This is a genomic window from Candidatus Dactylopiibacterium carminicum (assembly GCF_014736495.1).
In the GTDB taxonomy this organism is placed as follows: Bacteria; Pseudomonadota; Gammaproteobacteria; order Burkholderiales; family Rhodocyclaceae; genus Uliginosibacterium; species Uliginosibacterium carminicum.
This window is the reverse complement of sequence record NZ_MDUX01000032.1, coordinates 25,288-37,593: the sequence shown is the minus strand read 5'-3', so window position 1 is coordinate 37,593 and position 12,306 is coordinate 25,288. Positions and strand designations below refer to the sequence as shown.

At 65.6% G+C, this 12,306-nt stretch carries 10 protein-coding genes and 1 pseudogene; 9 read left to right on the top strand and 2 right to left on the bottom strand.

Translation table 11 applies throughout. From position 1 onward, the window contains the following. Nucleotides 1–599, bottom strand: a pseudogene (locus BGI27_RS10640) (IS3 family transposase); the annotation flags it as partial. 87 nt (nt 600–686) lie between these two features. Here BGI27_RS10640 and mbhE point away from each other — a divergent pair. Genes mbhE through BGI27_RS10605 form a run of 7 tightly spaced genes read left to right on the top strand, consistent with a single transcriptional unit; the run spans nt 687 to nt 7,347 of the window. Further along, complete coding sequence (gene mbhE, locus BGI27_RS10635) at nt 687–3,404, top strand: hydrogen gas-evolving membrane-bound hydrogenase subunit E (RefSeq protein WP_095524847.1); 2,718 nt, start codon at nt 687–689, stop codon at nt 3,402–3,404. 1 nt (nt 3,405) lies between these two features. Continuing rightward, nucleotides 3,406–3,795 (top strand): sodium:proton antiporter, encoded by a 390-nt coding sequence (locus BGI27_RS10630; RefSeq protein WP_141239745.1) that lies wholly within the window; start codon nt 3,406–3,408, stop codon nt 3,793–3,795. After that, nucleotides 3,792–5,285 (top strand): proton-conducting transporter transmembrane domain-containing protein, encoded by a 1,494-nt coding sequence (locus tag BGI27_RS10625; RefSeq protein ID WP_095524846.1) that lies wholly within the window; start codon nt 3,792–3,794, stop codon nt 5,283–5,285. Before BGI27_RS10630 ends, BGI27_RS10625 begins: the two co-directional genes overlap by 4 nt. Before the next feature lies 1 nt (nt 5,286). After that, entirely contained in the window at nt 5,287–5,778 is a 492-nt protein-coding gene (locus tag BGI27_RS10620) for a Na+/H+ antiporter subunit E (RefSeq protein WP_095524845.1), read from the top strand. Next, nucleotides 5,775–6,083: an MrpF/PhaF family protein gene (locus tag BGI27_RS10615; RefSeq protein WP_095524844.1), complete on the top strand. Its 309-nt coding sequence runs from the start codon at nt 5,775–5,777 to the stop codon at nt 6,081–6,083. Before BGI27_RS10620 ends, BGI27_RS10615 begins: the two co-directional genes overlap by 4 nt. After that, nucleotides 6,080–6,469, top strand: a complete 390-nt coding sequence (gene mnhG, locus BGI27_RS10610) for a monovalent cation/H(+) antiporter subunit G (protein ID WP_095524843.1) — start codon at nt 6,080–6,082, stop codon at nt 6,467–6,469. Before BGI27_RS10615 ends, mnhG begins: the two co-directional genes overlap by 4 nt. Continuing rightward, nucleotides 6,466–7,347: a pirin family protein gene (locus BGI27_RS10605; protein WP_095524842.1), complete on the top strand. Its 882-nt coding sequence runs from the start codon at nt 6,466–6,468 to the stop codon at nt 7,345–7,347. Before mnhG ends, BGI27_RS10605 begins: the two co-directional genes overlap by 4 nt. 159 nt (nt 7,348–7,506) lie before the next feature. Here BGI27_RS10605 and BGI27_RS10600 read toward each other — a convergent pair whose 3' ends face one another. Continuing rightward, nucleotides 7,507–9,234 (bottom strand): ABC transporter ATP-binding protein, encoded by a 1,728-nt coding sequence (locus tag BGI27_RS10600; RefSeq protein WP_095524841.1) that lies wholly within the window; start codon nt 9,232–9,234, stop codon nt 7,507–7,509. Nucleotides 9,235–9,330: 96 nt separating this feature from the next. On the opposite strand from BGI27_RS10600, the gene BGI27_RS10595 reads away from it, so the two are divergent. Beyond that, a complete protein-coding gene (locus BGI27_RS10595) occupies nt 9,331–10,197 on the top strand; it encodes an AraC family transcriptional regulator (protein WP_095524840.1) in 867 nt (288 codons plus the stop codon). A 22-nt stretch (nt 10,198–10,219) separates the two neighbouring features. Further along, nucleotides 10,220–12,298: a S9 family peptidase gene (locus tag BGI27_RS10590; protein ID WP_170943014.1), complete on the top strand. Its 2,079-nt coding sequence runs from the start codon at nt 10,220–10,222 to the stop codon at nt 12,296–12,298. Nucleotides 12,299–12,306: the final 8 nt, after the last annotated feature.

Sequence of the window (12,306 nt, the reverse complement as noted above, 5' to 3'; positions counted from 1 at the left end):
CCCCCCCGTAGCGGCCCGGCCGACGCCCATAGCCCGTCAGGGACTTGAGGCCGATCTGGCGCATCAGCCGAGCAACACGATGCTTGCCGCAGGATTCGCCCAGATCGCGCAGGTCATGCGTGATCTTACGGTAACCATACACGGCACCACTTTCCAGCCAGCACTGCTTGATCAGGCCTTCAATGCGCTGATCTTCCAGGGCAGGTGCAGACAGCGGCTGGGCTTGTGCCAGGCGTAGTACCCACTCGGATGGACCCGCATGACCTTGCACATGCGTCGGATTGGCCAGACGTTCTGATGCGCTTCGATGAAGGCGTACCTTACCCGGACTGCTTGGCAAAGTACGCTGTGGCCTTTTTTAGGATGTCGCGCTCCTCGGTTACCCGCTTGAGCTCGGCTCGTAGCCGACGTAACTCGTCCTCTTGGCTATCCTGCGTTTGACGCTCCTGCGGCGTCAGGCTGTAGCGCTTGATCCATGCGTACAGACTGTGGATGCTCACATCCAGTCGCCCGGCAACGTCCGCAACGCTATGTCCACGATCGGTCACTTGCTTGACCGCTTCAATCTTGAACTCTTCCGTGTATCGCTTGCTACTCATAGACACCTCCACTTGGTTGCCAGCTTAAGGCTTCGAAGTGTCTAGTGAACCGGGGGCGATTCACTCCTTGTCCTGAAGGAAACTGCCATGCTGACCGGAATCCTCGGCATCCTCGCTGCCATGCTTGTCGCCCCGCTGCTGGCAAAGCGACTCGATCAACGGGCCGCCTGGCTACTCGCTCTGGCCCCTCTGGCCGCCTTCCTGTGGTTCGTCGCCCAGGTTCCCCAGATCGCCTCCGGCGTACCGCTGCGTGAGAGCCTGGCCTGGGTTCCTGCCCTGGGCGTCTCGCTAAGCTTCAGCCTGGATGGCCTCTCCCTGCTGTTTGCCCTGCTCATCAGCGGCATCGGCACGCTGATCGTGCTGTACGCAGGCAGCTATCTTTCGGACCATCACCAGCTTGGCCGTTTCTATGCTTACCTGCTCGGTTTCATGGCCGCCATGCTGGGCGTGGTGCTTGCGGACGACCTGATCGGAATGTTCGTGTTCTGGGAACTGACCAGCATCACCTCGTTCCTGCTCATCAGCTTCCAGCATGAAAAGCCCGAATCGCGCCGTGCCGCGCTACAGGCTCTGCTGATCACCGGCGGGGACGGTCTGGCACTGCTCGCCGGGCTGATCCTGCTGGGCGATACGGGCGGTAGCTGGTCCTTCTCGACGCTCGATAGTCAGACCATCCAGGCCAGTCCGGTATTTCCGGCCATCGCCGTGCTGATCCTGCTGGGCTGCTTCACCAAATCCGCACAGTTCCCCTTCCACATCTGGCTGCCCAACGCCATGAATGCGCCGACACCGGTCTCGGCCTATCTGCACTCGGCGACCATGGTCAAGGCCGGTATCTACCTGCTCGCGCGGCTGAATCCCATCTTTGGCGGCGGAGGCGGCTGGGATGGCGCACTGATGCTCTTCGGTGCAGGTACGGCCCTGCTCGGTGCCATTCTCGCCTTCCGCCAGACCGATCTGAAGCGCATGCTGGCCTACACCACGGTCACCGTGCCCGGCCAATTGACCATGCTGTTGGGCACGAACACCAGCTATGGTCTGCAGGCCTTCGCGATCTATCTGCTAGCCCATTCGCTCTACAAAGGGGCGCTGTTCATGGCGGTCGGCTCGATCGACCACGCCACCGGCACCCGTGAGACGGGCTATCTCGGCGGGCTGATCCGTTTCATGCCGCTGACCGGCGCCGCCGTGGCACTGGCTGCGTTCTCCAATGCCGGTCTGCCGCCTTTCTTCGGTTTCATCGCCAAGGAATTCCAGTACGCCGGGCTGATCGAGCTTGGCCCGCTGGGCTGGGCCATCACAGCGGTGATGACGATCACCAATGCCCTGCTGCTCACCGTGGCAGGCATCGTCTTCCTGCGCACCTTCCTGGGCAAGCAGGGGCGTTATCCGAAAACACCGCACGAAGTCGGTGTCGCCATGTGGCTGGGGCCGATGCTGCTGGCCCTGGCCGGCTTCGCGCTGGGCGTGCTAAGCGACTTCCCGGAGGTCTGGCTGATCGATGCCGCGGTGCAGGCGATTTCCTATGGCCCAGTCGCGGTCAGGCTGTATCTCTGGGGCGGGCTGACGCCTGCGGTGGTCACCAGCCTGCTGACCGTCACGCTCGGCGTGCTCTTCTATCTGAACAGCCATCGCGTCCGCAATGCCCTCAATCTCGCCAGAGCGCTCTGGCACATCAAGGGCGACAGGCTCTGGGACAACCTGCTGCATGGCATCTTCCGCCTCGCGGCATGGCTGGCGACGCCCTTCCAGCACGGCTCCCTGCAGCGCCACCTGGCCCTGCTGGTCGGCGTGGCCAGCGTGATCAGCCTGGCCATCGCGGCACCATTGGCGCTACACGGACTGAGGGATATGCAGACCTCGCCGATCCTGCCGCCCAGCCTGGGAAGTTGCCTCCTCACGCTGGCCGGCGCACTGGGCGTCTGCTTCCTGCGAGAGCGGATCGCCCAGATTGCCGCCCTCTCCCTGTCCGGCCTGGGCCTGGGGCTGTTCTTCCTCACGGTGAACGCCCCCGATGTCGCCATCACCCAGATCATGGTGGAAACGCTCAGCGTGGTCTTCATCGCGCTGGTGCTGCGTCGCCTGCCACGAAGCCGTCGGCAACCCGACACGGCCACCCGGCGCGCCCTGCGCCTGGGCATCGCCGCCCTGTTCGGTCTGGCCATCGCGGCCGTGATGCTGGCAAGCCTCGGGCGCCCGTTGCAAGGCGACATCGCCGAGTGGTTCACGGCCCACAGCCTGCCGCTGGGGCACGGCGCCAATGTGGTGAACGTGATCCTGGTCGACTTCCGGGCCTTCGACACACTGGGCGAGATCCTCGTCGTCACGCTGGCGGCGCTGGCCGCCGCGCCAATGCTGGGAAGTGGGCTGCGCCCCGGCGGCACGGCGCAACGCGGATTCGAATCCGTGCTGTTGCAGCAGACGCTCAAACCCTTCGCGGTGCTGATGCTGCTGATCGCGCTGCTACTGCTCTGGCGTGGTCACAACCTGCCCGGCGGCGGCTTCATCGGCGCATTGGTGGCGGCCTGCGGCGTACTGCTCGTGGCACTCGGCTTCGGTTCGCGCGCAGCCAAGGGGGTACTGCGCGCCGAGCCTGCAACGCTCAGCGGCCTGGGTCTGGCCCTGGCGGCAGGTGCCGGCGTGATCGGCCTGCTGCGCGGTCAGCCATTCCTGAGCGGCAGCTGGATCGCACCGGGCGGCGTACCGCTGGGTTCCCCGCTGTTGTTCGACGTCGGCGTGCTGCTGGCGGTTTTCGGCGCGGTCATGCACATGCTGCTGCGCCTGCTCGACGAGAAGGAGGCCTGACATGGAGATCATCGCTGCAATCACCACGGGCATGCTCGCCGCGATAGGCATCTGGCTGATGTTGTCCGGCAATCTGGTGCGCATCCTGATGGGCGTGGTCGTGCTGGGCAATGCCGTCAATCTCGGCGTGGTGGCCTCCGGCCGCCTGGGCAGCAGCCAGGCCGCCTTCACCACGATGGAGGGTGTCGCCTCCGGCATGGCCAATCCCCTGCCCCAAGCGCTGGTGCTGACGGCCATCGTGATCGGCTTCGCGCTGCTGGTATTCGCGCTGGCCGTCGCGCTGCGCGCCCATGCGGAACACGACAGCCTGATCGCCGACGACATCACCCGCGAGGCACTGTTGCCGGCACCCGATCTGCCCGCAGCCGACGCCGGGGAGATCCGCACATGAATCTGCTTCTGGTCTCTCCCGTCCTGCTGCCGATGACGACCTTCATCCTGTGCCTGTTGCTGCGGCAGCATCGCGGACTGGTCGCACTGATCAGCGCCCTAGGCGCAGCCGGGCTGGCGCTGGCCGGGCTGCTGCTCGTCGGCCTGGCCAGCCAGGGCGAAGTGCTGGCCGTACAGATGGGCGGCTGGCAGGCCACCTACGGCATCTCGATCGCCATCGACCGTCTTTCCGCCGCCATGGTGGCGATCACCGGCATCATCGGTCTGGCCACGGTGCTGTATGGCCTGCGTCACGATGAAGCCGGCAGCCTGGCGAGCGACTTTCATCTCTTCGTCCAGGGGCTGCTGGCCGGCGTGGCCGGTGCCTTCATCACCGCCGACGTATTCAACCTCTACGTCTGGTTCGAAGTGCTGCTGATGGCCTCTTTCGCGCTGATCGCACTCGGCGGCGGGCGGCGGCGCCTGGCCGGTGCCCTGTCATACGTGATCCTCAACCTGGTCGCCACCCTGTTGTTCCTGTTCGCGGCAGCCATGCTCTACGGCGCCACCGGCACGCTGAACATGGCCGGGCTCGCCTCCCTGGCCGCCACGGGCATGCTTGGCGACAACGCCCAGGCCGCCATCGTGCTGATGCTGTTCGCCTTCGCGGTCAAGGCCGCGCTGTTCCCCGTGTTCGGCTGGCTGCCTGCTTCCTATCATGTCGCCGGTACGGCGGTTTCCGCGCTGTTCGCGGGGCTGCTGACCAAAATCGGCGTGTACTCCCTGATCCGCATCGTTACCCTGGTATGGCCGCAGGCGGGCCTCGCGCACGAAGTGCTGCTCTGGGTCGCCTGCGCCACGATGCTGGTGGGCGTGCTGGGTGCTGCCGCGCAAGTCGAGATACGGCGCATCCTGTCGTTCCACATCGTCTCCCAGGTGGGCTACATGATCCTCGGCCTCGCGCTGGCCAGCCCGCTGGCGCTGGCGGGCGCGGTGTTCTACCTGATTCACCACATCGTGGTGAAGGCCAACCTGTTCTTCGTCGGTGGCCTGGCGGCACGCCTGGTTGGCTCGGAGCGTCTGGCGGCGATGGGCGGGCTGTATGCGCGCCGCCCCTGGCTGGCCATCCTGTTCGCCATTCCGGCACTGTCCCTGGCCGGCATCCCGCCGCTGTCGGGGTTCTGGGCCAAGTTCATCCTGGTGCGCGCCAGCCTGGAAGGGCATGCCTGGATCGCCGCCGGCGTGGCCTTGCTGACCGGGGTCTTCACGCTGCTGTCGATGAGCAAGATCTGGAACGAAGCCTTTCTCAAACCGCATCCGGACGGCACCCAGGGCCTGCGCGCCACCGCCGGCCCCCGCTCGGCCTGGATCGCAGTCGCTGCGCTGGCCGGCATCACCGTGATGATCGGCCTGGCGGCAGGCCCGGTGATGGATTACGCCACGGCGGCGGCGGCCCAGCTGGGCAATCCATCAGGCTACATCCAAGCCATCACGGCACAGGGAGGCCATTGACATGTTCGGACTGCATTGCGTACTTGCCATCGGGCTGGCCGCGCTCGCCAACAGCCTGAGTCCGCTCGGCGTCCTGGGCTGCTTCGTGCTGGTCCACCTGACCCTGCGGCTGGCGGCGCCGATCACCGGCACCTGGCCCTACGTGCATCGGGTGGAAATCGGCGCGCGCTTCCTGATCTGGTTCATCGGTGACGCCGTGCGCGCCAGCTGGCATGTCGGCCGCATCGTGTTGAGCCCGCGCATCGACATCCAGCCTGCCCTCATCACCTATCCGCTGGAGCGGCCGGGCGACCGGATGGCCACGGTCCTGGGTTGCCTGCTGACCCTCACGCCGGGAACCCTCGCCCTGGATTACCGGCGCGACGAGGGCTGCTTCCTGATACTCGATGCCCGACCTGCGGAAACCGTGATTGCCGACATCCGCGCCATCGAAGTGCGCCTGCTGGCCTGGCTGGATGCCGGAATACCGAAAAAAGAAAGGAGTACGCCATGAGGATCGAGATCATTGGAGCGAGCTGGGTATTGCCCCTGGCCCTGGGAATGCTCGCCGTCAGTGCCGTACTGATCGCCTACAGCCTGCTGCGCGGGCCCACACCGGCAGATCGCGTGGTGGCCATCGATTCGCTTTCCCTGCTCAGCGTGGCCGTCGTCACCTTGCTGGCGCTGCTCACGGGCCAGCGTACCCTGCTGGATGCTGCGCTGATCCTGGCGCTGGTGTCCTTTCTCGCCTCGACCGCCTTCGTGCTGCTCTTCCCCGACAAACGCCACGGGCAGGCCGACGGAGAAGAACAGCCATGAGCACAAACCTGTTCGGCTGGTTGTCAGCCTTTCTCATCCTCGCTGGCGCGCTGTTCTGCCTGGTGGGCGCCATCGGCGTCGTGCGGCTGCCGGATTGCTTTACCCGCATGCATGCGGCCTGCAAGGCCGGCACACTCGGTGCGGCACTGACACTCGGCGGCGCCATGGCCGCCACGCGCGAGGAAACGTCGCTGGAAGCACTGCTGGCACTGCTGATCCTGCTGGCCACGGCGCCGCTAGCGGCGCATACGGTGTCGCGCGCAGCCGGCAGGAAAATGCTGCAACTGCCGCCCGAAGCAAAACCGGATTCCCCTGGAAATGCGCTTCAGGCATCCTCCCTGGCACATCATCCCTCCAAGACCGATTCCGGGAGAACAGAACTATGAACGCCCCCCGCCCCCTGCTGCTGAAACCCCAATCGCGCGACATCGGCTTCACCGTACGCCGCCTGCTGCCCGCCATGCAGATGCGCAATGTCGGCCCTTTCATCTTCCTGGACCACATGGGCCCAGCCAGTTTCAGGGCCGGCACCACGGAGAACGACGTCCGTCCGCACCCTCACATCGGCCTGGGCACGCTCACCTACCTTTTCACCGGCGCAATGATGCATCGCGATAGTCTGGGCGTCGTGCAGCGCATCGAACCGGGTGCGGTGAACTGGATGCGCGCCGGCCGCGGCGTGGTGCACTCCGAGCGCATCCCGGAAGACATCCGCGCTGCCGGCATCGAGATCGAAGGCATCCAGATGTGGGTGGCCCTCCCTGCGGAGCAGCAGGAGGCCGAGCCGGATTTCCTCCACTATCCCGCAGGCGATCTGCCACGCTGGCACGAGAACGGCGCGCACTGGAACCTGCTCATCGGGCGCTGGCACGAACACGTCTCGCCCGTCACCCAGGCGCTCGACACTTTCTATGCCGCCGGCGAACTGGATGCGGGCGCGCAGTTCTCCTTCCCGGAAGCCGTCAGCGAACGTGCGGTCTATGTCGCGCGCGGCGCCCTGGAGATCGAGGGTGAAACCGCGGGCGAAGGCACGCTGGCCGTCCTGCCTTCGGGCTGGCAGGAACGCATCGCCGCCACCGCCGACAGCCGCGTGATGCTGCTGGGTGGCGCACCGCTAGATGCCCCGCGCCATATGTGGTGGAACTTCGTCTCTACCTCGCGCGAGCGCATCGCACAGGCCCGGGAGGATTGGGAGGCCGGCCGCTTCCCGGCGGTACCGGGCGAGACCGAACGCATCCCGGCACCGCCGCTCAAGCCAGCATAGTGCTAGAAACTGTACGACCTCCTTCAGCTTGAGCGAACGACTCCGCCTCGTGGGTCAGGCTTCAGCCTGACTCCCCCGCAACCTGTCCGGCTGAAGCTGGACCCACGAGGGGCTGTGGTAGAAAACCAGGCCGAACTTTCCGGCACGCCATCCGCTTGACTAGACGATCTCGGGGTTGGCGCACGCGCTCGGCTTCAGCATCCCCTGCTCGATCTGCACGACCCGATGCATCTGGCGCAGCGAGCGCTGACGATGTGCGACGGCGATCAACGTGGCATCGGCGCTTAGGCAGAACAGGATGCCCTGCATGACGAGATCCTCGGTCGCGCCATCGAGCGCCGAGGTAGCCTCATCCAGGATCAGCAGCGCCGGGCGCCGGTACAGGGCGCGCGCGATCCCGACACGCTGACGTTCGCCCCCCGAGAGGCTCAGACCGCGCTCGCCGAGTGGCGTATCGACACCCTGCGGCAGACGTGTGATCAATCCGCCCAACTGCGCCGCCTCGCAGACCTGCATGAACCATCCGTCGTCCTGTTCGCGCATCAGCGTGATGTTGTCTCTCAGCGAAACGTCGAACAGCTCGACTTCCTGCAGCACCACTGCAACGTGCTGCTCGAAATCGGCCGGTGAGATGTCCTGCCGGCGCAGACCGCCGATCTCTATCGTGCCGGATTGCGGCTCGTACAGGCCGAGCAACAGCTTGATGAAAGAAGACTTGCCGCTGCCGGACTCCCCTGCGATACCGATACGCTCGCCGCGCGCCACGATCAGATCCAGCCCGCACAGCACGGATCGCTCACCCCAGGCGTAATGCAGGCCGCTGATCCGGATGTGCTGCCAGCTCACGGGAAACGGTGCCTGCCCGCGCCTACCCTGCGCCTCCTGGAACAACGGCATCAAGCGCATCAGATCGGCATGGTGCTCCACCAGAATCTGGAAACGGTCGGTGAAGGCATTCGTTGCGGCACGCAGGCTCTGGAAAAACTGCAGGTAAGTCACCACGAAACCCACGGCAATCACGCCATGCAATGCGGCCCAGGAAATCACCGTCAGGAAAATGCCCAGCGCAACACCGATGTGCACATGGAACATCAACGCCTTGCGCGTGGAAAGCGCCACGCGTTCGTGCCCCAGCGCGGTGGCGCGGGCCTCCTTGCGTGCGACGGCCTGACGCAGCATGCCGCCCGCGCCACTCGCCTTGATGGTCAGCATGTTCGTCGCGCCCTCGACCAGCGTTCCGCTGGCGCTTTCCATACCTCCGTTGATGTGCGTGCTGAGCTGCGCGATCCTGCGGTCGAAAAAGCGTTCTATCAGCACCATGCCCATCACGAAGTACGCAGCGAACACGATGAAGTACGGGCTGATGAAGGCACAGGCCACCGCAACCCCCAGCATCGATGACAAGGGAGACGCCACATCGTTGTGGAAGTTGCCCCAGTCCCGCACGGCATCGGCGCCGGTCATCAGACGCTGCACCTTGTTGCCGGCGGATTCCCGGTGATGCCAGCTCATCGAAAAGCCGACCAGGCGCTCGAATCCCCACACACGGGCGCGATAACGGCAATTCAGCGCGATCTGCCCCAGCACCCGCTTGCTGCGCAGGCGCACCCAGCCGATGACGCCGCGCGAAGCCGCCAGCGCCAGGATCAGCAAGCCCAGGGGCAACAGGCTGTCTCCGGGCTGATGGCTCATCAGCAGGGTGATCAGCAGGCCATTGAGCAGGGGCGGCAGCAATTCGCCCGTCTCGGTGATCAGCACCACGGGCATGTGCGTGAAATAGCGTCTTCTGTCTTCACCGAGGAAGAACAACAAGGTGCTGGCGACAAAACGGACCGGGTTGGCGGCATCCATGGCTGAGCGAACCTTGATCGAGGAAGGTTGGAGCACGCACGGTAGCGAGCCGGCCTGCCGCCTCCTTGATCGGAATTGCCCGATTGCTGCCGCCACGCGAAGCAGCGACGCCCGCTTCGGTAAGATGGCGACATGAATTTCCACGCGCAGCTGCGGCAGATCGCCCGCTTCGGCCACCTGGCCCGATACATCGACCAGCACCTGGACGATGCATTGAGCCTCTCCGAACTGGCCGACATCGCCTGCATGACCCGGCACCGGCTCGACAGCGCCTTCCAGACCTATGCGCAGGAAACCCCGATGAGCCGTGTCTGGCGTCTGCGCCTGCTGCGCGCGCGGCAACAGATCGGCACCCATCCCGAACGTTCCCTGCTCGACATTGCGCTGGATGCCGGCTACGGCTCAGCAGCCGCCTTCAGCCGCGCGTTCCGCCGTCTGCACGGACAGGCTCCTTCGGCCTTCCGTGATCGCCCCGGTCAGCAGCAGCCCGACCTGCGCATCGAAGCCCTGCCATCCTTGGGCATCCAGTACCTTCCCTACACAGGCCCCCGGAACGAGCTGCAGCAGGCGTCCGACGAACTGCGTGCCCGCGCGATGCACAGCGGTATTCCGCGCCACAAGCGTTTCGGCTGGGCGGTGAATGCGGCCGACAACCTGTACGCCCGGCATGAACACAGCCGCATCGAGGTGCAGGCAGCCTTGCTGGATGCGCCACTGGAACAACGTATCGCCGGCCTGGATCACGGCATCCTGCCCGCTGGCTTCTATGCGGTGTTCAGCTTCCAGGCGGGTATGCCCGTGCCCGACGCAGCCGCCCTGCGGACCCGCATCGCGGCGGCCACCGGCTGGCATGCTGCCGATGGCCCCTGGCTGCGGCGCTGCCGCAATGCGCAATACCTGCCCTCCAGACTCGAAAGCCGCTTCGAGGTCTATATCCCGATATGCGCAGGCGGCGATGATGCCCGCCGATCGCCCTGCGATTTCGTCCTTGAGAAGTAAGCCCGGGTACACTGTCGCCACGATGTCCAAGCCAAACCGCCCCGTGTTTCCCGTGCTCGATTTCTCCGCCACGCCGCCCGTTGCTCCCCGCAAACCCAAACGCCTGATTGCGCACGGCCATACGCGCGAAGACCCCTATCACTGGCTGAACAGGCGTCGCGATCCGGCCGTGCTGGCGCATCTGCAGGCCGAGAATGCCTACGCTGAAACCGCGATGGCGCCGTTGGCCGGATTGCGCGAAACCCTGTACGCCGAAATGCTCGCGCGCATCCAGGAAGATGATCAGTCGGTACCGCTCCGGCTCGGCGCCTGGATGTATTACAGCCGGACCGAACAGGGGCTGGCTTATCCGATCCACGCGCGTAAGCGCGTCATCGACGAGCGGTGGGAGCATTCACCCGAGGAGGTGGTGCTCGACGAGAACCGCGAAGCCGAAGGCAAGACTTTCTACGAAGTGGGCGATTTCGAGGTCAGCCCGGATGGCAATCTGCTGGCCTGGGCCGAGGACACACGCGGCAACCGCCAGTACCGCCTGCGCCTGCGCGACCTTCGCCGCCGGAAGGATCTGCGCCTCTCACGCCAGCGCATCACCAGCCTGGTGTGGGCCACGGATAACCGCACCCTGTTCTACACCGTGGAAGACGCAGTCACGCAGCGCTCCTTCCAGCTTTGGCGACATCGCCTCGGCGAGCGCGAGGACGCCCTGCTGTTCACCGAGCACGACGAACGCTTCTCGCTGTCTCTGATGCGCACGCGCAGCGACGGCTTCCTGGTGCTCACCAGTGGCAGCCACACCACCAACGAATTGCGCCTGCTGCCCGCAGACCGGCCCGATGCGCGCTGGCGGCTGTTCGCGCGCCGCCGCGCCGGTATCGAGTACGAACTAGACCACCACGAAGAACGCCTGCTGCTGCGGGTGAATGACAGCGGCCCGAATTTCCGCCTGCTCGAAGTCCCTGTCGGCGACTGGCGCCGCGAAGCCTGGCGCGAGCTGATGGCACACGACGAAGCGGTGGTCATCGAAGGCGTGGACCTGTGGCGCGACTGGCAGGTGCTGAGCCTGCGCATCCATGGCCAGCAGACCCTGCGGGTGACGGCCCTGGCCACGGGGGAAACGCACGACATCGCGTTCGAGGAACTCGCCTACAGCATCGAAATCGAGGATCTGCCGGCCTGGGATTCTCCCTTCCTGCGCTACGAATTCGAATCTCTCACCACGCCGGATGCCACCTTCGATTACGACCCGCTCACGCGCCGCGCCACCTGCGTCAAGCAGACCCGCGTGCTGGGCGGTTTCGATGCCGCGCATTACGTCAGCCGGCGCCTGGAGGCTCTGGCGGCCGACGGCACCCGGATTCCGGTATCGATCGTGCATCACCGCGACACACCGCTCGATGGCAATGCGCCCCTCTGGCTGGAGGGTTATGGCGCCTACGGCATCGCCACAGACCCCTGGTTCTCCAGCACGCGGCTCTCGCTGCTCGACCGTGGCTGGATCTATGCCATCGCCCACGTCCGCGGCGGCGGAGAACTTGGCCAGCGCTGGCACGACGGCGGGCGCCTGAAACACAAGCCAAACAGTTTCAGCGACTTCGTTGCCTGCGGCAAAGCACTGGCAAGCGCCGGTTACACGCGCGCCGGCCGCATTCTGGCCAACGGCGGCAGCGCCGGCGGCCTGCTGGTGGCGGCGAGCCTGCGGCTCGATCCCGCACTGTTTGGCGCGGCAGTCCTCGAAGTGCCTTTCGTCGACGTCGTCACCACCATGCTGGACCCCAGCCTGCCGCTGACCGTGGGTGAATACGAGGAATGGGGCAATCCGCAACGCGTGACGGACTACCACCGTCTGCTGGCCTGGTCTCCTTACGACACGCTCGATGCCCACCCCTATCCACCGGTGCTGGTGGAGGCCGGGTTGCACGACAGCCAGGTGATGGTCTGGGAGCCGGCCAAGTACGTCGCCCGGCTGCGCGAACGCAAGGGCAGCCCGGCCCTGCTGGTGACCAATCTGGAGGCTGGCCACGGCGGCGCCTCCGGACGCTACGCCTCGCTGCACGAGCGGGCGCGGCACCTGGCATTCGCGCTCGCCGCACTCGGCAGCTGAAAACTGCC

Excerpts from the sequence above, each read along its gene's own strand:
- BGI27_RS10590 (WP_170943014.1), top strand. The coding sequence starts at position 10,220 with ATGTCCAAGCCAAACCGCCCCGTGTTTCCCGTGCTCGATTTCTCCGCC.
- BGI27_RS10595 (WP_095524840.1), top strand. The coding sequence starts at position 9,331 with ATGAATTTCCACGCGCAGCTGCGGCAGATCGCCCGCTTCGGCCACCTG.
- mbhE (WP_095524847.1), top strand. The coding sequence starts at position 687 with ATGCTGACCGGAATCCTCGGCATCCTCGCTGCCATGCTTGTCGCCCCG.
- BGI27_RS10615 (WP_095524844.1), top strand. The coding sequence starts at position 5,775 with ATGAGGATCGAGATCATTGGAGCGAGCTGGGTATTGCCCCTGGCCCTG.
- mnhG (WP_095524843.1), top strand. The coding sequence starts at position 6,080 with ATGAGCACAAACCTGTTCGGCTGGTTGTCAGCCTTTCTCATCCTCGCT.
- BGI27_RS10605 (WP_095524842.1), top strand. The coding sequence starts at position 6,466 with ATGAACGCCCCCCGCCCCCTGCTGCTGAAACCCCAATCGCGCGACATC.
- BGI27_RS10630 (WP_141239745.1), top strand. The coding sequence starts at position 3,406 with ATGGAGATCATCGCTGCAATCACCACGGGCATGCTCGCCGCGATAGGC.
- BGI27_RS10620 (WP_095524845.1), top strand. The coding sequence starts at position 5,287 with ATGTTCGGACTGCATTGCGTACTTGCCATCGGGCTGGCCGCGCTCGCC.
- BGI27_RS10625 (WP_095524846.1), top strand. The coding sequence starts at position 3,792 with ATGAATCTGCTTCTGGTCTCTCCCGTCCTGCTGCCGATGACGACCTTC.